We start from the raw sequence: 18,053 nt of genomic DNA, 5'->3' as shown, positions 1-18,053 counted from the left end.
CACTGGGCTGCGTGCCAGAATCGATGGATGGCGCAGTCCGAGGAGGAGCCGGAACGGCCCACGCCTGAGCAGGAGCGGGCAGCCGCGCGCGCCCGGATCGAGCACCAGCAGACCTGGGTCGACCTGCAGGTCCGCCAGGCGATGGAGCGGGGCGAGTTCGACAACCTCGCGGGCGCCGGCCAACCGATCGAGGGGCTCGGCGGGACCCACGACCCGGACTGGTGGCTGAAGCGCCTGGTCGAGCGCGAGCGGATCGCCGTGCTCCCGCCGGCGCTCCAGCTCCGCAAGGACGACGCCCAGCTCGACGAGCACCTCGACACCCTGGTCTCCGAACGCGAGGCCCGCGCGTTCGTCGAGGACTTCAACGCCCGCGTCATCCGCGCCCGCTACACACCGGTGGACGGGCCGCCCCTGATCACCATGCCGCGCGACGTCGAGGCCAGCATCCGGGCCTGGCGCGAACGGCAGGCCGCGCGGCGCGCGAGCAGACGGATCGCCGCGACCGACGCGGCCCGCGCGGCCGATTCCGGGACGCCCGTACGACGTCGCTGGTGGCGCCGCGCCCGCTGAGACGTCTCGGCGAGACATCCGTCATACCGAAGCACGTGACTCGCCGGTAAGTTGTCGGGACGTGAGCCACAAGAGCGCCAAGGACTTCTTCCGCCCGCTGGCCGTGGGCGCGCCCGCCCCGGTCCGTGAGATCCCCGCCCGGCCGAGCCGCGCGATCCACTTCTTCGATCCGAGCAACGAGAAGATGGCGGCCAAGATCCCCGCCATGATCGGCACGGTCGACGTGCTCCTCGGCAACCTCGAGGACGCCGTCAAGGCCGACAACAAGGTCGCCGCCCGCGAGGGCCTGGTGCGGATCGCCCAGTCGACGGACTTCGGCCCCACGCAGCTGTGGACGCGGATCAACTCGCTCGACAGCCCGTGGGTGCTCGACGACCTCACCACGCTGGTGCCGGCGATCGGCGACAAGCTCGACGTCATCATGGTGCCGAAGGTGCAGGGCGCCGAGGACATCCACTACATCGACCGACTGCTCGCCCAGCTCGAGGCGAAGGCCGGCATCACCAAGCCGATCCTCGTCCACGCGATCCTGGAGACCGCTCGTGGCGTGGCCAACGTGGAGGAGATCTGCGGTGCGTCGCCGCGCATGCAGGGCCTCTCGCTCGGCCCGGCCGACCTCGCGGCCGACCGCAAGATGAAGACGACGCGCGTCGGCGGCGGCCACCCCGGCTACCTCGTGCGCCAGGACCCGCCCCGCGACGCGGAGGGCAACAGCCAGATCGACGCCCAGCGCGCGATCTTCCAGCAGGACCTGTGGCACTACACGATCGCCAAGATGGTCGACGCCTGCGCGACGCACGGGATCTACCCGTACTACGGCCCGTTCGGCGACATCGCCGACGTCGTCGCGTGCGAGGACCAGTTCCGCAACGCGTTCCTGCTCGGCTGCGTCGGCACCTGGTCGCTGCACCCGAAGCAGATCGCTATCGCCAACCGGGTCTTCTCCCCCAGCGTCGAGGACATCGCCCACGCACGCCGGGTCGTGGCCGCGATGGGCGACGGAACGGGCGCGGTCATGATCGACGGGAAGATGGAGGACGACGCCTCCCTGAAGCAGTGCCTCGTGCTCGTCGCCCTCGCCGAGCAGCTCGCGGCGATCGACCCCGAGCTCAAGGCCACCTACGACGCCATCGAGACCCAGGAGGCCTGAGCCATGTCCACCGAGAGCACCTTCAAGCCCCTGCGCTCCGTCCTCTACATGCCCAGCTCCAACGAGCGGGCGCTGGAGAAGGCGAAGACGATCGCGGCCGACGCGATCATCTTCGACCTCGAGGACGCCGTCGCACCCGACGCGAAGCCCGCCGCCCGGGCCGCCGCCGCTGCCGCCGTCGAGTCCGGTGAGTACGGCAACCGCCACCTCATCATCCGGACCAACGGCATCGGCACCGAGTGGCACGACGCCGACATCGCCGCCGCGGCCGCCGCCGGCCCCGACGTCGTACTCGTCCCCAAGGTCAACTCCGCCGAGGAGGTCCTCCAGCTGGTCGCGGCCCTGGAGGCCGCTGGCGCACCCGAGAAGACCACCCTCTGGGCGATGGTCGAGACCCCGATCGGCATGCTCAACGCCCTGTCGATCGCCACCGCCTCGCCGCGCCTGACCGGCTTCGTGATGGGCACCAACGACCTCGTCAAGGAGCTGTACGCCGAGCACGTCCCCGGCCGCCAGCCCGTGCTCACCGGCCTGGGCCTCGCCCTGCTCGCCGCCCGCGCGGCCGGGATCGTGATCATCGACGGCGTCTACAACGACGTGAAGAACATCGACGGCTTCCTCGCAGAGGTCGAGCAGGGCCGCCAGATGGGCTTCGACGGCAAGACCCTGATCCACCCCGGCCAGGTCGAGGGAGCCAACGAGGGCTTCGCGCCCGACGAGTCGGCGGTCCAGGACGCCCGCGGCCTGATCCAGGCCTGGGAGGACGGCAAGGGCTCCGGCGTGGTGACCTACAACAACAAGATGGTCGAGAGCCTCCACGTCGAGTCCGCGGAGCGCACCCTGGCGATCCACGAGGCCATCCAGGGGTTGCAGGGCTGAGGGAGTGTCGTGGTCCGGGCAGCCCGCCTGAGACGATGAGCGGTGTGGACAGCGACACCCGCACCTACCGCACCGGCGACCGCGAGGTCGTGCTCGACCTGACCCGGGACGCGGCGGCGTACGTCGCCGAGCGGGGCGACGGGTTGCTGCACGTCTTCGTCCCGCACGCCACCGCCGGCATCGCGATCCTCGAGACCGGCGCAGGAAGTGACGACGACCTGCTGGCCGCGCTCGCCGACCTGCTTCCGGCCGACGACCGGTGGCGGCACCGCCACGGCAGCCCGGGCCACGGCCGTTCCCACGTGATGCCGGCCCTGGTGCCGCCGTACGCCACCGTGCCCGTGCTCGACGGTCGCCTTGCCCTCGGCACCTGGCAGAGCATCTGCCTGGTCGACCTGAACGTCGACAACGACGTGCGTGAGGTGCGGTTCAGCTTCCTCGCCGGCTGATCCGCTGCGCCTACTGGCCGTCCGCCCGGTCCGGCGTCTGGCCGCTCTCCCGTCGGGTGCCCTCCGGGTCGTCGACCCGCTCGTCGGACTCCTCGAGGATGGCCTCGGCCTGCGCCTCGGGATCGGCGCTGCCCGCCGCGACCTCCTCGGGCAACAGCCCGGCCCGCTCCGCGACCCGGTCGTCCTGCGGTGTCTCGCTCATGGGTACGCCGTACCCGCGGCCGGGGCGCTCAGACCTCGCCCTCGCCCCGGTGGGACGGGCAGTCGGGGTTGGTGCAGGTGCGCGCGTCGACGGTCGGGTCACCGCCCCCGACGACGCCGCCCTCGGGCCCGACGGGCGAGCCCCCCTCGTCGATCGACTCGGCCCAGCGCGCCTCGAGTCGCACCTCGGCCCCACAGGTCCGGCAGGGCTTGTCGTCGAAGTACATGTCGGCCTCCTTCGCCTCGCGTCGGCAGTACCCCGCGGCCACCCCGGGAGCCCCCTTCGCCGAGCCCGGGGTCCGCTCGCGTCCAACGACTGACGGGGGCCGCCCCTCAGCCGCGCCGGCGTGGTGCGCGCACCACGCCGGCGAGGATGTCCACGGCGTCACGGTCACGCACCCCGAGCGCGCGCACGCGCTCGACGTACTCGATCGCAGCCTCTCGCGCCGCCCGCTCCACCCCGGACCCGGTGACGAAGCTGCCCGCGCGACCGCGGGTCTCGATCAGACCCGTCGCCTCGAGCTCGCGGTAGGCACGGGCGGCGGTATTCACGGCGACACCGAGGTCCTGGGCGAGGCGCCGGACGGTCGGGAGCCGGTCGCCCGCCCTGAGCTCATTGCGGTCGATCTGTGCGGCGAGCTGGGAGCGGATCTGCTCGTACGGCGGCGCGGGCGCCTGCGGGTCGAGGACGATCATCGGGCTGCAGCGGCGGGCATGGCGCCGCCCACTTCGACCCACTCGTCGCGGGTCAGGTCGGGCCAGAGCCTGCGCCTGAAGTGCAGGCGACCCGCGTGAGTCACGACGATCGCGATGATCGGCGTGAAGGTCAGGGGCAGCAACCACAACGAGACGGAATCGGCGACCGGTAGCAACCCGTGCGCATAGGAGAGAAGGAAGGCAAGGGCCATTGACTGGAACTGCACCATCTGCCGAAGGCGCTCGACACGCCACGCATCCTGCAGGTAGAGGTGCGCGGCGTCGGATGCGGGCAACGGACGCGGGATGATGGCAACGGAAAAGACCGGGAGGAGCAGGCCAAGCGCGAGGCCTGCCGAGCCCGCGCCGAACACGAACCAAGCTCTCTCGATGTCGCCGACATCTCGCCGGACCGCATCCGCGCCGATGACCGCCGCGCCGAGCGCCAGCACAGGTCCGGCACCGAGGACGACCAGGCCTGTGGCGGACAGGTAGTCGCGAAGTCGGACCGTCCTGCTCCGCGCGACAGCTAGGGTCTCAGGAGGGGGCGTGAAGTCACGACCCGCCTGTCTTACTCGCAGTGCGGCGGCAACACCTGTGACGACGGAGATTGATGCCCACGACACCGTGAGGGCATCGGCGAAGAGTCGCGCAACCGCGTACGCCACCACACCTACGGTGAGCGCCGCAACACCAACGCGATAGTCCGCACGATGGGCGCGATTCACCGCCTCGACCTCGGCAGGCGCGATCCAGAGTCGGTAATCGCGAGCGAACCGGTTCCCGGACGCCACCAGACGACGCTTCGACGGCGCATCGGCCATCACGAAGAACGTCACGAAGAGAGTCACACACGTGACCTCGAACCAGATCTGCCCCATGCGCAAGATGCTACATAAATTAATTGTGTCGCAACCCAAAAGTCCTCAACGCAAGGCCACTGTCGGCGCTCTCCCCCACCATGTCCCCATGGACCCGCGGCACCGACTCGAGCAGCAACGCGACCAGACCCTGCGCCGCCTGGCCGACCTGACCGACGACTTCGACGCGGTGGTCGCGGCCTCCCGCGACACCAACGCCGACGACGAGCACGATCCCGAGGGCGCGACCATCGCCTTCGAGCGCTCGCAGGTCGACGCGTTGGTCCGCCAGGCCCGCCACCACCTCACCGAGATCGATGATGCGTTGGCCCGCCTCGAGGCGGGGACCTACGGGACCTGTGAGTCCTGCGGGCAGCCGATCGCGGCGGCGCGCCTGGAGGCCCGGCCAGCGGCCCGCACGTGCGTTCCCTGCACGACTACACGGCGCGCCTGAGACCTACTTCCTGTCCGATGCCTGCGCTGGCTCAGCCCACGAGCGTCTCGAGTGCGTCCGCCACGGCGACCTGGTGGGCGGCGTACGGGTGCAGTGGCGCGCCGGGCTCCTCGGGTTGCACGCCGGCGACCCACGGGTCGGCGGCGCAGGCGTCGTGTCCCTCGCTCGCGGCCCACATGTCGACGTACTCCACGCCTGCTGTGACAGCCCCGCGCCGCAGCGCGTCGGCCAGACGTCGGTTGACGTCGTGGACGAACACGACCTCGGCCCTGCTCATCGGGAGGCGGTCGCAGGTCCCTGCAGCCGGCACCAGCTGGGGGTAGCCGACAACGATCACCTGCGCCTTCGGTGCGCGCTTGCGGATCGCGGCCACCGAGCGCTCCGTCTGTACGGCGAGGGCGTCGAACCCACGCACCAGGCGGTCCTCGGCGAAGCGACCCTGCGCGAGGCAGAGCTGGTCGGTGGCGATCCCCGCGAACCCCGCACAGCTGCGGACCAGCGACCCGAAGAGCCCGTCGTCGTTGGCACCGATGCTCAGCGTCACCAGCCCGGTCCGGGCGTCGATCGCGTCGAGCTGCGGCGGCAGGCCGCGGTCCGGCGAGCCCTGGACCGCCCTCAGGTCGGCACTGGTCGCTCCCACGCAGCTCACGTCGACCAGGTCGAGGTCGAGCCGTTCGGCCAGCAGGTGCGGGTAGTTGCCGTCGGTGCGCAGGCAGTCCGCCGGGCCGCTGGCCTCGCCGACGCCGGGGGCTGCGGTGAACGAGTCCCCCAGCGCGACGTAGCGCGGCCCCGATGGCGGCGCCGGCTCGGAGGAAGGAGCGGCCGGGTCCGTCGTACCCACCGACTCAGCTGGTACGACGCCCGGCGACCCGTCCGACGAGGAGCACCCGGCCATGGCCACCAGCGCCACCAGGCCGGTCACGAGACGACGTACCGGCCTCCTCATTCAGGAGCCCAGAGAAGCGCCCGGGGCCGACACCAGCGCCTGCAGCTCCTCGACGACGGCCTCCTGGCCCGCGGCGTACGGGTGGTAGGCGATCCCGGCCTCCTGCGGCCTCACGCCCGCCACCCAGGGGTCCTCGCTGCAGATGTCGTGGCCCTCGGTGGCCGTCCACATGTCGAGGAACTCGGCCTTGGCCTCCTTGGCGGCCTCGGCCTGTGCCTTGTCGAACTGCTCCATCACGCCACGAGCGAAGGGATAGTCACCCTCGCCCAGGGGAAGGGCAGCGCAGGCACCGTCGGCGGGGATGATCTGGGGGTAGCCGATCACGACGATGCGGGCCTTCGGCGCCTTGTCGAGGACCGCGGCGACCGTCGCGACGATCGCGTCGGTCACGCCGTCGAAGACCTTCTTGAGCGCCGTGGGGTGCTTGCGGGCGAGGTCGGAGCACGGCGCACCGGTCGGGTCCTTGGCCCCGAGACGCACGCAGTTGAGGACCAGGCTCCCGTACACGTCACCGTCGTTGCCGCCGATGCTCAGCGTGACCAGGGCAGTGTCCTTGCGGATCGCGTCGAGCTGCGGAGGAACCTTGTCGCCGAGGGCGGTCTGCTCCTCGGTCATGTTCTCGGTCTTCGCGCCGCCGCAGCTCACGTCGACCAGGTCGAGGTCCATCTCCTCGGCCAGCAGGTGCGGGTAGTTGCCGATCGTCTGCTGACAGCCGGGCACGAAGGTGGGCGTGCCGAGTCCGGGACCCGAGGTGTTCGAGTCGCCGAGCGCGACGTAGGTGTCACCGGTCTCGATGACCCGGTCGCGGTTGGAGCTGGCGTCGGCCTTGATCTGCTTCTTCGTGCTGCAGCTGCCGGCCACCACCAGCAGCACGAGCAGGGCCAGGGACAGAGCGGTCACCGAACGCCACGTCTTCATCCGGATTCCTCCTCCACACCGAGCGCAAGGGTCAGGGCGAGGACGCTATCGGGGTCGTCCAAACGATCGCCGAACAGGTCCCGAAGTTGAGTCATCCTGTAGCGGACGGTCTGCGGGTGGACGAACAGCGCCGCGGCCATGTCGTCGCGCCGACCCTGGTGGAGCAGCCATGCCCGCAGGGTCTGGCGCAGCTTCGCAGCCGTCGCGGGCCGCAGCTCGTCGAGCGGCGCCAGCACGACCGACCGCAGGTCGGCGAGCGCGTCGGGGTCGGCAGTCAGCACCAGCCGCGGAAGGTGGAGCTCGGTGTCGCCGCTCAGGCCCAGCGCACGGGCCCGCAGCGCACGGTCGTACGACGCCCGCACGTCGAGCCACGGACGGGCCGGGCCGACGAGGGCATCACGGTCGCGCACCGCCCGCAGCAGCGTCGCTCGGCGCCGGTCGTGTGCGTCGGGCACCATCATCAGCGCCGCGCCGTCGAGCTCCGGGACGTCGGTCGTCAGCAGGGTGCCCCGGCGCAGGGTCTGCAGGACCGTGCCGGCCTGGTACTCCGGAACGATGACCACGGTGAGGGTGGTCGGGGGCGACCACTCGGCGCGCTCGGCCGAGGCGAGCACGGTCGCCTCGGGGGCGCCGGCGAGCAGGTGACGCGCGAGTCGCTCCGACATCCGCTGCCGGATCCGGCCCTCGCTGGCCGATTCGTCGCGGTGTCCCGCGACGCTCGCCGCGGAGAGCTCGTCGATGTAGGCGAAGACGAGCTCGGCGAAGGAGGCCATCGTCGCCGGATCGATGCCCTGCTCGACGGCCTTGGCCGACAGGTGCTGCCAGGAGACCCGCGCGCCGATCCGGTACGCCGAGAGCAGTGCGTCGGTCGTACGGCCGCTGCGGACCTCCCCGCGCCCCAGCTGGTAGGCGCCGTCGACGGCAGAAGCCCGCGGCGCCAGTGCGTCCGGTCCGCGGCGATCGCTGACGAGGGAGAGGAATCCACCGAGCGCGACCTGCACGGCGCCCCGGATGGTGCGGCCCATGGGGCCGCTGAAGGCGTCCTCGTACGGCGGGACCTCGCGAATGATCTGGTCGACCACGTCATCGGCGACGGCAGCCAGCTCCCCGCGGATCGCAGCGACCGTCGCGGGCGGCAGCAGGGCACTGCCCACCGACTGCGACCGCCTCGTGTCCCGACCCGACATGGCTCTCTTTTACTCTCTGCGAACAAAAACACCTGGAAGATTCACCGACTGTGGTCATGAGTTTAGCGCGCGATGTTGGGAGTCTTGATGGTGTGAGCACGACGACCGAAACGCCCCGCACAGGAGCCCGCAGCGGCCGCCTGACCTCGGGGCTGCGCAACCTCCTCGACTCCGCGGTCACCCCCCTGACCGTTGACGACCTGCTCGACCACTTCGCCCCGCTGCGCACCGGGGCGGCAGCCGGCCTGCAGGGCCGGATCGTGTCGGTCGAGTCCGAGACCGCTGACGCGGCGACCATCGTCATCAAGCCGGGCCGCGACTGGGCCGGTCACATCCCCGGCCAGTACGTCCGGGTCGGTGTCGACGTCAACGGCATCCGCCTGTGGCGCACCTACTCGCTGACCCACGGCCCGCGCCGCGACGGCCGGATCTCCATCACCGTGAAGGCGATCCCCGGCGGCGCCGTCTCACAGCACCTCGTGCGCAACGCGCGCGCCGGTCAGATGCTGCACCTCGCGCAGGCCGAGGGCGACTTCGTGCTGACGCCGGCCCGGGCGGGCCGCCGACAGAAGCTGCTGCTGGTCACCGCCGGCTCCGGCATCACGCCCGTCATCGGCATGCTGCGCAACCTCTACTCCCGCAACGAGTCCGCCCGTGATGCAGCCGTCGCCGCCTTCGACATCGTGCTCGTGCACTCGGCGATGAAGCGTGACGAGGTCATCTTCGGCGCCGAGCTCCGCGCCCACGCCGAGGCGGGGCGCCTGCGCCTCGTCGAGCGGCACACCGACACCGACGGCCTCCTCACGATCGCCGACCTCGAGGCCGAGGTCGCCGACCTGGCCGAGCGCACGGCGTACGCCTGCGGTCCGGCAGGCCTGCTCGACACCCTCGAGGAGTTCTACGCCGAGCGGCGCCTGACCCTGCACACCGAGCGCTTCCGCGCCGCCGTCGTCGACGTGGAGGCCGAGGGTGGCACGCTGACCTTCGGCGGCCCGAGCGACCGGGTCGTGGAGACCGACGGCTCCGTGCCCATCCTCGACGCCGCCGAGTCGGCGGGCGTCCTGATGCCGAGCGGCTGCCGGATGGGCATCTGCATGGGTTGCGTGCTGCCGATGACCTCAGGCGCCGTCCGCGACCTGCGCACCGGCGACCTCACCGTCGCCGTCCCCGGTGAGACCAACCCGGGCGGCGTACCCATCCAGACCTGCATCAGCGCCGCTGCCGGCGACTGCCACATCGACCACTGACCCTCCTCGACCGCCCCCTCGACGAAAGGCTGACGATGACCACGATCACGAAGAAGCCCGCGAACCCGATCGCCCACCTGAGCCCCGAGCAGATCGAGGCGCTCGGCGCCGAGCTCGACGCCATCCGCGACGAGGTCATCGAGACCCGCGGCGACCGCGACGCGGCCTACATCCGCAAGGTCGTCGACGTGCAGCGCAAGCTGGAGCTCGGCAGCCGCGCCGTGCTGCTGGCCAGCATCTTCCCGCCCGCCTGGATCCTGGGCACCGCCGGCCTGAGCGTCGCGAAGATCCTCGAGAACATGGAAATCGGGCACAACGTCATGCACGGCCAGTGGGACTGGATGCGCGACCCGAAGATCCACTCGACGACCTGGGAGTGGGACAACGCCACCCCCTCGGAGGCCTGGAAGCACTCGCACAACCAGGTGCACCACACGCACACCAACATCATCGGCAAGGACAACGACCTCGGCTACGGCATCATGCGCGTCGACGAGGAGCAGCGCTGGTACCCCCTCTACCTCGCCCAGCCGCTGTGGAACTTCATCAACGCCTGCCTCTTCGAGTACGGCATCGCGGCCTACGACCTCGAGCTCGGACGCAACCTGTCCAAGCCGAAGGACAAGCGCCCCGAGTCCTTCACGAAGGGCGTGAAGGACACGCTGAAGAAGATCCGCAAGCAGGCCACGAAGGACTACCTCGTCAACCCGGCGCTGTCGATCCCGACCGGCTCCTTCCTCCCGACCCTTGCCGCCAACGTCACGGCCAACGTCGTCCGCAACCTCTGGTCGCACTCGGTCATCATGTGCGGCCACTTCCCCGAGGGCGTCGAGACCTTCGAGCTGAAGTCGATCCCCGACAACGAGACCCGCGGTGAGTGGTACCTGCGCCAGATGCTCGGCTCGGCCAACTTCTCCGGGTCGACCGCACTGCACATCATGAGCGGCAACCTGTCCCACCAGATCGAGCACCACCTCTTCCCCGACCTCCCGAGCAACCGCTACGCCGAGGTCGCGCCGAAGGTGAAGGCCGTCTTCGACAAGTACGAGCTCACCTACCTGACCCGCCCCTTCGTCCCGCAGGTGGCCAGTGCCTGGCACAAGGTGATCCGCCTGTCCTTCCCCAACGGCTGGCTCGAGACCACCACGCCCACGAACCTGCCGACCCAGCTGGTCGCGCTCTACAAGATCACCACCGCCGACAAGCGCAAGCGTCGCGTGATGCTGAAGCTGCTCGAGCGCAAGGCCAAGCAGGAGTACGCCGAGGCTGCCTGATCCGGGCCGAGCTCGACTGAGCGGGGCTGAACCATCCCGCGGGATGTCATGCGATGCGGCTGCCCCGGCAGCCAGATCGCATGACATCCGACGGTTACCGACGGGTAGCATGCTCCCCATGAGCAACGTGACCTGCACGATCACCGACGGCATCGCCCACGTCCAGCTGGTCCGGCCGGACAAGCTCAACGCGCTGACGCTGGACGTCCTCGACGACCTGGTCGCGACGGCGAACCGGCTGCGCAGGGACAAGTCCCTGCGCGCGGTGATCATCAGCGGCCAGGGGGACGCGTTCTGCGCGGGCCTCGACTTCGCGTCGGTCATGCGCAACCCGGGTGGACTGGTGAAGGCGTTCGTCCCGCGTCCGCTCCGGGGCACCAACACCTTCCAGGAAGCCCCGTGGGCCTTCCGCCGGATCCCGGTGCCGGTGATCGCGGCCGTGCACGGGCACTGCCTGGGCGGCGGACTCCAGATCGCACTGGCCGCTGACTTCCGGATCGCGACGCCGGACTCGCGGTGGTCGGTGCTCGAGGGCAAGTGGGGCCTGATCCCCGACATGTCGGGCGTCCAGGCGCTCAAGGAGCTCGTCGGGATCGACCAGGCGAAGCTGCTGACGATGAGCGCCGAGGTGTTCGACGGCTCCCGCGCCAAGGAGCTCGGCCTGGTCACCCGCCTCGACAACGACCCGCTCACCGGTGCCCTCGCGCTGGCCAACGAGCTGTCGCGCAAGTCCCCCGACGCCGTCGCGGCGGCGAAGCGCCTCTTCAACGACACGTGGAACGCCTCCCCGCGCAGGACCTTCGCGCGCGAGCGGATCGAGCAGGCCCACCTGCTCGTCGCGCGCAACACGAAGGCGGCCCGCGAGGCGGCGTTCAAGAAGGCCGAAGCGGTGTACGGCCCGCGGGGCCGCTAGCCGGACCGGCGTCCGAAGAAACGGGACCACCAGCCGCCCGTTTGGTGCGGCGGGTACGCCGAGTGCGGCGGGTACGGCGACGACCCGCGCAGCAGGCCCTCGGGGTCACGCGCGATCCGGACGAATTCCTTGAGGAACGTGTCGACCTGCGCGATCGCGTAGCCCTCGCGGAGTCGGACCACCGGCAGATGGCTCTCCGCGACGGCCTTCTGCACGTCGCCGCCACTCGCCCCGATCACCACGAGGGAGTCCAGGAGGTCGTCGACGGCTGCCATGTCATAGCCCTCGCGGATGCGTACGGGAGTGAACCGGACCGCGGAGACATGGGCGTTGAAGGCGGCGAAGACAGCGGGGTCCATGGCGCCGACCCTACGGCTCACGACGGAAAGCCTCACCAGAATTCTCCTCCGGGGTCGTATCTGGCCGATCTGGTTCGTGGTCCCAGTGACGACACACCACGAGCCGACGAGGAGACCGGGCCATGTGGACCACCACCCCGAACCAGCACCACCTCAGCCACGACCTGCCGTGCCCGGCGTGCGGCCACGCGGTGCACACCTTCCTGGCGTGCAGCGACACCTGCGACTGCGAGCCCACCGTGATGCCGGGGACCTTCGCCGCCTGACGTGCGGAACGGCGAGCCTCAGAGGGTCTCCAGCGCATGCCGCATCAGCGTGAGCGCGATGACCAGTGCCACGGCTGCGCCGGCGCCGGTGATGGCGGCCGCCAGCTTCGGCCGACGCGCGTGGAGGTAGTCGCGCAGCGTCGCGACGGTCCCGATCCCGACCCAGCACAGGCCGAGGAACTCCTCGTGCCGCACCAGGTAGACCAGTCCGAGCAGCACCGAGGACGCGGGCACGAACCACAGCCACGACTCCGTCTTGCGCACCACTGCCATGGCGTCACGGTAGGGACCAACGTCCGCGGTGACCCGGGATCGGCGCGGGAGTGTCCGATCGGTCAGCGCCGATCCTCAGAATCAACCGGTCCGACCTGACCGTCCGTCTGTTCCGGAGGCGCACTCGCCTCGTCCTGGTGCTGACGGCGCCGCCTGATCTCGGCACGCGCGAGCACGAACGCGACCACGACCGGCACGACGTACTTCGCGGAGTCGGCGAGCGGCTCCACCCACCCCGGCAGCGCCACGTCCGGCCACGGGATGTCCGGCCAGGGGATGCTCGGCCACGGGATGCTCGGCAGGTCGGGCCACGGAATGCGCGGCAGGTCCGGCCACGGGATCCGGTCGGCCAGGCGCACGAGCAGGGCGATCAGGACGATGGGTACGACGACGCCGGCCGCGGCACCGCCGGTCTGCAGCATCGTGTGGCGCGTCGGGTGGGCCACCGCGGCGTCGAGATGGCGGGCCGCCGGCGAACCAGGTTCCGGCATCAGCTCGGTGCCGCCCAGGAGCTCGTCCTCGCCGAGCAGGTTCGCCCGGCGCGGAGCACCGAACCAGGAGGTCCGTACGACGACCCGGCCGAGGCCTTCGGCACTCAGTGACGCCTTCTGGTCGGCGACCTTGGCGGTCGCGACCTCCTCGCCGTCGACGTACCAGGTCGCCCTCGGAAGGAGGCCGGCGCTCAGCTCCACCCGGTGGGCGCGCTCCTCGACCCGCCCTTCCCACACCTGGACCGGCGGCTTCGTCTCTGGCATGCCTCCACGTTAGGAAGCCGGACCCGTCACGGCATCCTGCCCGGGTAGCGACTCCCCCGACCTTGGTAGGGGTCCTCAGGGGTACCGCAGGTCGACGGTCTCCTCGCTGATCTCCCACAGCACGCGAGAGGCGTTCTCGTCACGGGCCAGCTTGCTGCGCCCGACGATGCGCGGCGAACCGGACATCTGACCCGGCCCGCTGGGGCCGACGAAGGTGTTGCCGGGCAGGTCGTCGGTCGCGGCCATCAGGGAGGGCCAGGCGCCGGCCGCCGCAGACTGGGACACCGCCCTGACCCCGGCATCGAGGATCGTGGCGATGCCGCCTGCCGAGCGGCCGTACTGCCCGTTAGCGGCGAGGTGCGTGCCCGCGAACCCGGGGTGCGCGGCGAGGGCGTGCACCGGCAGGTTCGCCACCCGCAGGCGACGGTCGAGCTCGGCGGTGAAGTACAGGTTGGCCAGCTTCGACTGCCCGTAGACCTTCCACTTGCTGTAGCGGCCGTGCTGCTCGCGCGGGTCGCCGAGCGGCGCCTTGCCGGCGAAGTTGTGGAAGATCGACGACACGTTCACGACCCGCCCGCCATCGCTCTTCGCCAGTTGCGGCAGCAGCAGGCCGGTCAGCAGGAACGGCCCGAAGTGGTTCGTCGCCATCTGCAGGTCGAGGCCGTCGGCCGTGCGGGAGTACGACGTGCCCATCACCCCGGCGTTGTTGATCAGGACGTCGATCGGCCCGATCTGCTCGGCAGCCGTGGCGGCCGAGCGCACTGACGCGAGACTGGCCAGGTCGAGGTGCAGCGCCTCGAGCGCGGCACCCGGCACCTCGGCGCGGATCGCCCCGACGGTCTCCTCGACCTTCGCCGGGGTGCGCCCGGCCAGGACGACCCGGGCACCGTGGCGAGCGAGCTCGAGGGCGGTGTGGTGGCCGAGTCCGCCGAGCGTCGGACCGGTGAGCACGATCGTGCGGCCGGTCTGGTCCGGCAGGTCGGCGACGTTCCACTTCTCGGACATCAGGATCCCCTACGGAGCTACGGAGTGGTGGCGAGCTGGTCGACGATGCGGCGACCGAGGTCCTCGTCGCCCGAGACGACGACGGCGCCCGGCGCGGCCGCGCGGCGGCCGCCGGCGAGGACGATGAAGCTCTCGCGGTCCATCGCGACGCGCACGGTCGGGTCACTCGGCGTGACCTCGGCCCGACGGCCGCGACCGTCCGGTCCGATCTCGACCGTGATCGGGGGGCTGCCCTCGACCTCCAGGACGGCGGTCGTGCCCGCAGGCGGGCCGACCTTCTTGCCGACCACGAACCCGAACGCCTCCACGAGGTAGTCGGCCGTGTGTCGGGCACCCGGGGAGTCCAGGCCACCCGGCCGGTCCACCGCGCGCCGGATGTCCTGCTCGTGCATCCACACGTCGAGCGGACGGTTGCGCAACAGGGTGCGGGTGTTCCAGCCGATCATGCCGAACAGCCCGGGCGCGGGGGCCGCACCGTCGGTCGGCGGGTCCGCCTGCAGGGCGGCGTACCGCCGGGCGGTGACCTCGCGGATCTCCTCGACGATCGAGGCGGGCTCGCGCTCGCGCCGGGTGATCACGCCGATCTCGGTGAACTGACCCATCGGACTGGTGATGTGCGGGGCCTCGCCGACCTCGGCCGACTCGTCCGGGCCTCCGGCCAGCAGCGACTCGAGGTGGGCGGTGTGCGAGGCGACTGCCTTCACGTCCCAGCCCGCGAGGTCGGTGGGCCTGGCCCAGTCCTCCGGGGCGAGGTCCTCGAGCAGGACGAGGAAGTCCTGGATCGAGGTCCACCACGCGTCGACGTACCCGCTCAGCAGCTCACTGTCGCTCACCCGGCCGATGCTAGCGATCCTGGCCCGCTCGCGTGGGAGTCCTACGAGGCGGACACCTCGATGTGGTCGTAGGTCGCGGTGATCTCGTCGTAGCCGCGGCACTCGAGGTCCTCGGAGTTGCCGTTGCTGATGCTGCCGTCGCTGTAGCAGCTGATCTCGGCGACCTCCACGTCGTCGGCGGCGACGAAGGTGAAGGACAGGGAGACGTACTTGCTCGACCCGTCCTCGCGCTCGTTGGTCGCCGTCAGTCCGGTCACCGAGTGGCCGCTGTAGTTGTCGGCCGGCGGCTGGACGGACCAGCCCTCGGCGTACTCCACGCCGTCGATCTCGAACGCCTCGCCCATCTCCACGGTGATCGGGTTGTCGCGTCCACCGACCCGGTCGGCGTCCCACTCGTTGACCGAGTCCTCGACATTGCCGGCGATCCAGAAGATCAGCGCGATGATGCCGCCGCAGAACAGCAGCACCACCAGGATGATCGCCGCGACGATGATGGCGATCGCCTTGCCCGCGCCGCCACTGCTCGGCGGCTGCTGGAACGGCGGCTGGTAGGGCTGCTGACCGTAGGGCTGGCCGTACGGCGGCTGCTGCTGGTACGGCGCGCCGGACCCGCTGGCGTAGGGGTTCGGCGGCTGGGCAACCGGCGGCTGGGCGACCGGCCACTGCTGACCCTGCGGCTGCTGGGGAGGAACCGGCGGCCGCTGCGGGGCGTGCTGGGTGGGCTGCTGGTCGGGCGGTGGCTGCGTCACGGCACCTTCCTACCCCGTGCGGCCGGGCGTGAACCAGTCGCCGCTGCTGCCGGAAAGGCCGAACGGCCGCCCCGCGTGCGGGACGGCCGTTCGGGTCGCTCGGGACGACTCAGCTCGAGGAGCTCAGAAGGACGCCTCGTCGAGGTCCATGATCGCGAGGTTGGTGCCCTCGGCGATCCGGAGCTCGGCGGAGAGGCGCGGCAGGTTGAGCTGCGCGAACCACTGCGCAGCAGCGACCTTGCCCTCGTAGTAGGCCTTGTCCGCACCCGCGTCGCCGGCCAGCTTGCCCAGCGCCACCTCGGCGCCGCGGAGCAGCAGCCAGGAGCAGACCACGTCGCCGAGCGCCATGAGCACACGGGAGGTGTTGAGTCCGACCTTGTAGATGTTGCGGATGTCGTCCTGTGCCGACATGAGGTCGTTGATCATCAGGCCGACCAGCGCCTCGGCGTCGGCGAGGGCCGTTGCGAGGAGCTCACGCTCGGTCTTGAGCCGGCCGTTGCCGGCCTCGGACTCGATGAACGACTTGATCTCGGTCGCGATCTGGCCCAGTGCCTTGCCCTGGTCCTTGACGATCTTGCGGAAGAAGAAGTCCTGGCCCTGGATCGCGGTCGTGCCTTCGTACAGGGTGTCGATCTTGGCGTCGCGGACGTACTGCTCGATCGGGTACTCCTGCAGGAAGCCCGAACCACCGAAGGTCTGCAGCGACTCCGTGCCCAGCAGCACCCACGAACGCTCCGAGCCGTAGCCCTTGACGATCGGGAGCAGCAGGTCGTTGACCGCCTCGGCCAGCTCGTCGCGCTCGCCGGCGGCCTTCGCGATCTGGATCTTGTCCTGCCAGGTGGAGGTGTAGATGACCAGCGACCGCATCGCCTCGGCGAACGACTTCTGGGTCATCAGCGAGCGACGCACGTCGGGGTGGTGCGTGATCGTCACGCGCGGCGCGGCCTTGTCACCGGACTGGGTGAGGTCGGCACCCTGGACCCGCTCCTTGGCGTAGTCGAGCGCGTTGAGGTAGCCGGTCGACAGCGTCGCGATGGCCTTCGTGCCGACCATCATGCGGGCGTTCTCGATGACGTCGAACATCTGGCGGATGCCGTCGTGGACCTCGCCGAGCAGCCAGCCCTGGGCGGCCTCGCCGCCACCGACCTGGGAGTCGCCGAAGGTGAGCTCGCAGGTGTTGGACACCTTGATGCCCATCTTGTGCTCGACGTTGGTGACGTAGACGCCGTTGCGCGCGCCGGTCAGCTCACCGCTCTGGTGGTCGAAGTGGAACTTCGGGACGAGGAAGAGCGAGAGGCCCTTCGTGCCCGGACCACCGATGCCCTCGACGCCCTTCGGGCGGGCGAGGACCAGGTGCATGATGTTCTCCTGCAGGTCCGACTCGGCGCTGGTGATGAAGCGCTTGACGCCGGTGATGTTCCAGGAGCCGTCCTCGTTGGGCGTGGCGAACGTCTTGCCCGCGCCCACGTCGGAGCCCGCGTCGGGCTCGGTGAGGACCATCGTGGCGCCCCACATGCGCTCGACCATGATCTCGGCGATGCGGACGTCGCGCTCCACGCCGTTGGCGTTCTTGAACACGACCGAGCCCATCGACGGACCGGTGCAGTACATCCAGATCGGCGCCTGCGCGCCGAGCACCATCTCGCCGGTGGACCACACGAGGGACGGCGGCGCGGTGGTGCCACCGATCTCCTCGGGCAGGCCGAGTCCCCAGAAGCCGGACTCCATCCAGGCGTCGTAGGACTTCTTGAAGGACGCCGGAACCGGCGCCGTGTTCGTCGCGGGGTCGAAGACCGGCGGGTTCCGGTCGGCGTCGACGTACGACGCCGCCAGGTCCTCGCGGGCGATGCGTTCGATCTCGGAGAGGACCTCGCGGGCGGTGTCCGCGTCCATCTCCTCGTAGAGACCCGTACCCAGGTAGTCCTGCACGTTGAAGAGCTCGAAGAGGTTGAACTCGATGTCGCGCAGGTTGCTCTTGTAGTGGCTCACTGTCCCAACCGTTCTCGTCCGGGTGAAGTGACAAGGGTTACTTGTCAGTAACTTAATCGTACGGGGTGCGCTAGCAGCCT

Annotated in this window: 23 protein-coding genes; 9 read left to right on the top strand and 14 right to left on the bottom strand. The window is 70.4% G+C overall.

Annotated elements, in window-relative coordinates; all coding sequences use genetic code 11:
* Window positions 1–27: 27 nt before the first annotated feature.
* The 4 genes from ASE01_RS06020 to ASE01_RS06005 all read left to right on the top strand — a co-directional run bounded on the left by ASE01_RS06020 (window position 28) and on the right by ASE01_RS06005 (window position 3,048).
* Window positions 28–570, top strand: a complete 543-nt coding sequence (locus ASE01_RS06020; protein ID WP_056749259.1) for a DUF1992 domain-containing protein — start codon at window positions 28–30, stop codon at window positions 568–570.
* 61 nt (window positions 571–631) lie between these two features.
* The gene (locus tag ASE01_RS06015) at window positions 632–1,720 is read left to right on the top strand and encodes an HpcH/HpaI aldolase/citrate lyase family protein (RefSeq protein WP_056749258.1); all 1,089 of its coding nucleotides are present in this window, start codon (window positions 632–634) and stop codon (window positions 1,718–1,720) included.
* A gap of 3 nt (window positions 1,721–1,723) precedes the next feature.
* Window positions 1,724–2,599, top strand: a complete 876-nt coding sequence (locus ASE01_RS06010; RefSeq protein WP_056749257.1) for an HpcH/HpaI aldolase/citrate lyase family protein — start codon at window positions 1,724–1,726, stop codon at window positions 2,597–2,599.
* A 44-nt stretch (window positions 2,600–2,643) separates the two neighbouring features.
* Window positions 2,644–3,048 (top strand): secondary thiamine-phosphate synthase enzyme YjbQ, encoded by a 405-nt coding sequence (locus ASE01_RS06005; protein WP_235535881.1) that lies wholly within the window; start codon window positions 2,644–2,646, stop codon window positions 3,046–3,048.
* 10 nt (window positions 3,049–3,058) lie between these two features.
* Here the strand turns inward: ASE01_RS06005 and ASE01_RS06000 are convergent, their stop codons facing one another.
* The 4 genes from ASE01_RS06000 to ASE01_RS05985 all read right to left on the bottom strand — a co-directional run bounded on the left by ASE01_RS06000 (window position 3,059) and on the right by ASE01_RS05985 (window position 4,826).
* Complete coding sequence (locus ASE01_RS06000) at window positions 3,059–3,250, bottom strand: hypothetical protein (protein ID WP_056749255.1); 192 nt, start codon at window positions 3,248–3,250, stop codon at window positions 3,059–3,061.
* A gap of 28 nt (window positions 3,251–3,278) precedes the next feature.
* Complete coding sequence (locus ASE01_RS05995; protein ID WP_056749254.1) at window positions 3,279–3,476, bottom strand: hypothetical protein; 198 nt, start codon at window positions 3,474–3,476, stop codon at window positions 3,279–3,281.
* Between the two features lie 106 nt (window positions 3,477–3,582).
* Complete coding sequence (locus ASE01_RS05990) at window positions 3,583–3,945, bottom strand: GntR family transcriptional regulator (RefSeq protein WP_056749253.1); 363 nt, start codon at window positions 3,943–3,945, stop codon at window positions 3,583–3,585.
* Window positions 3,942–4,826, bottom strand: a complete 885-nt coding sequence (locus ASE01_RS05985) for a hypothetical protein (RefSeq protein ID WP_056749252.1) — start codon at window positions 4,824–4,826, stop codon at window positions 3,942–3,944. Before ASE01_RS05985 ends, ASE01_RS05990 begins: the two co-directional genes overlap by 4 nt.
* Window positions 4,827–4,914: 88 nt before the next feature.
* Between ASE01_RS05985 and ASE01_RS05980 the strand changes: the two genes are divergently transcribed.
* Window positions 4,915–5,259, top strand: a complete 345-nt coding sequence (locus ASE01_RS05980) for a TraR/DksA family transcriptional regulator (protein ID WP_056749251.1) — start codon at window positions 4,915–4,917, stop codon at window positions 5,257–5,259.
* Window positions 5,260–5,290: 31 nt separating this feature from the next.
* On the opposite strand, the gene ASE01_RS05975 is transcribed toward ASE01_RS05980, so the two are convergent.
* The 3 genes from ASE01_RS05975 to ASE01_RS05965 are packed head-to-tail and all read right to left on the bottom strand — an operon-like array spanning window position 5,291 to window position 8,277.
* Window positions 5,291–6,205, bottom strand: a complete 915-nt coding sequence (locus ASE01_RS05975) for an SGNH/GDSL hydrolase family protein (protein WP_082605841.1) — start codon at window positions 6,203–6,205, stop codon at window positions 5,291–5,293.
* On the bottom strand, window positions 6,206–7,123 hold the full coding sequence (locus ASE01_RS05970) for an SGNH/GDSL hydrolase family protein (RefSeq protein ID WP_056749249.1): 918 nt from the start codon (window positions 7,121–7,123) through the stop codon (window positions 6,206–6,208).
* Entirely contained in the window at window positions 7,120–8,277 is a 1,158-nt protein-coding gene (locus tag ASE01_RS05965) for a PucR family transcriptional regulator (protein WP_235535880.1), read from the bottom strand. Before ASE01_RS05965 ends, ASE01_RS05970 begins: the two co-directional genes overlap by 4 nt.
* A gap of 125 nt (window positions 8,278–8,402) precedes the next feature.
* Between ASE01_RS05965 and ASE01_RS05960 the strand changes: the two genes are divergently transcribed.
* The 3 genes from ASE01_RS05960 to ASE01_RS05950 all read left to right on the top strand — a co-directional run bounded on the left by ASE01_RS05960 (window position 8,403) and on the right by ASE01_RS05950 (window position 11,744).
* Window positions 8,403–9,557, top strand: coding sequence for a ferredoxin reductase (locus tag ASE01_RS05960; protein ID WP_235535879.1), 1,155 nt, complete (start codon window positions 8,403–8,405; stop codon window positions 9,555–9,557).
* 35 nt (window positions 9,558–9,592) lie between these two features.
* Entirely contained in the window at window positions 9,593–10,831 is a 1,239-nt protein-coding gene (locus tag ASE01_RS05955; protein WP_056749247.1) for a fatty acid desaturase family protein, read from the top strand.
* 118 nt (window positions 10,832–10,949) lie between these two features.
* Complete coding sequence (locus ASE01_RS05950; RefSeq protein ID WP_056749246.1) at window positions 10,950–11,744, top strand: crotonase/enoyl-CoA hydratase family protein; 795 nt, start codon at window positions 10,950–10,952, stop codon at window positions 11,742–11,744.
* Here the strand turns inward: ASE01_RS05950 and ASE01_RS05945 are convergent.
* Complete coding sequence (locus tag ASE01_RS05945) at window positions 11,741–12,124, bottom strand: DivIVA domain-containing protein (RefSeq protein ID WP_157537119.1); 384 nt, start codon at window positions 12,122–12,124, stop codon at window positions 11,741–11,743. The two genes, ASE01_RS05950 and ASE01_RS05945, sit on opposite strands and share 4 nt — an antisense overlap.
* 101 nt (window positions 12,125–12,225) lie before the next feature.
* On the opposite strand from ASE01_RS05945, the gene ASE01_RS24935 reads away from it, so the two are divergent.
* The gene (locus ASE01_RS24935; protein WP_200958763.1) at window positions 12,226–12,369 is read left to right on the top strand and encodes a hypothetical protein; all 144 of its coding nucleotides are present in this window, start codon (window positions 12,226–12,228) and stop codon (window positions 12,367–12,369) included.
* An 18-nt stretch (window positions 12,370–12,387) separates the two neighbouring features.
* Here the strand turns inward: ASE01_RS24935 and ASE01_RS05940 are convergent, their stop codons facing one another.
* The 6 genes from ASE01_RS05940 to ASE01_RS05915 all read right to left on the bottom strand — a co-directional run bounded on the left by ASE01_RS05940 (window position 12,388) and on the right by ASE01_RS05915 (window position 17,973).
* Window positions 12,388–12,642 (bottom strand): hypothetical protein, encoded by a 255-nt coding sequence (locus ASE01_RS05940; protein ID WP_056749244.1) that lies wholly within the window; start codon window positions 12,640–12,642, stop codon window positions 12,388–12,390.
* Between the two features lie 62 nt (window positions 12,643–12,704).
* Window positions 12,705–13,397, bottom strand: a complete 693-nt coding sequence (locus ASE01_RS05935) for a hypothetical protein (RefSeq protein WP_056749243.1) — start codon at window positions 13,395–13,397, stop codon at window positions 12,705–12,707.
* Window positions 13,398–13,472: 75 nt separating this feature from the next.
* Window positions 13,473–14,402 carry an oxidoreductase gene (locus ASE01_RS05930; RefSeq protein WP_056749242.1) on the bottom strand — a complete coding sequence of 310 codons (930 nt, stop codon included), beginning with the start codon at window positions 14,400–14,402 and terminating at the stop codon, window positions 13,473–13,475.
* 17 nt (window positions 14,403–14,419) lie between these two features.
* A complete protein-coding gene (locus ASE01_RS05925) occupies window positions 14,420–15,235 on the bottom strand; it encodes a maleylpyruvate isomerase family mycothiol-dependent enzyme (protein ID WP_056749241.1) in 816 nt (271 codons plus the stop codon).
* Between the two features lie 41 nt (window positions 15,236–15,276).
* The gene (locus tag ASE01_RS05920) at window positions 15,277–15,984 is read right to left on the bottom strand and encodes a hypothetical protein (protein WP_056749240.1); all 708 of its coding nucleotides are present in this window, start codon (window positions 15,982–15,984) and stop codon (window positions 15,277–15,279) included.
* Window positions 15,985–16,107: 123 nt separating this feature from the next.
* Complete coding sequence (locus ASE01_RS05915) at window positions 16,108–17,973, bottom strand: acyl-CoA dehydrogenase (protein WP_056749239.1); 1,866 nt, start codon at window positions 17,971–17,973, stop codon at window positions 16,108–16,110.
* Between the last annotated feature and the right edge of the window lie 80 nt (window positions 17,974–18,053).

The sequence above is a fragment of the Nocardioides sp. Root190 genome, from assembly GCF_001428565.1.
Lineage (GTDB): Bacteria > Actinomycetota > Actinomycetes > Propionibacteriales > Nocardioidaceae > Nocardioides.
The sequence above is the reverse complement of the archived record's forward strand: the minus strand, read 5'-3'. Positions and strand labels throughout refer to the sequence as shown.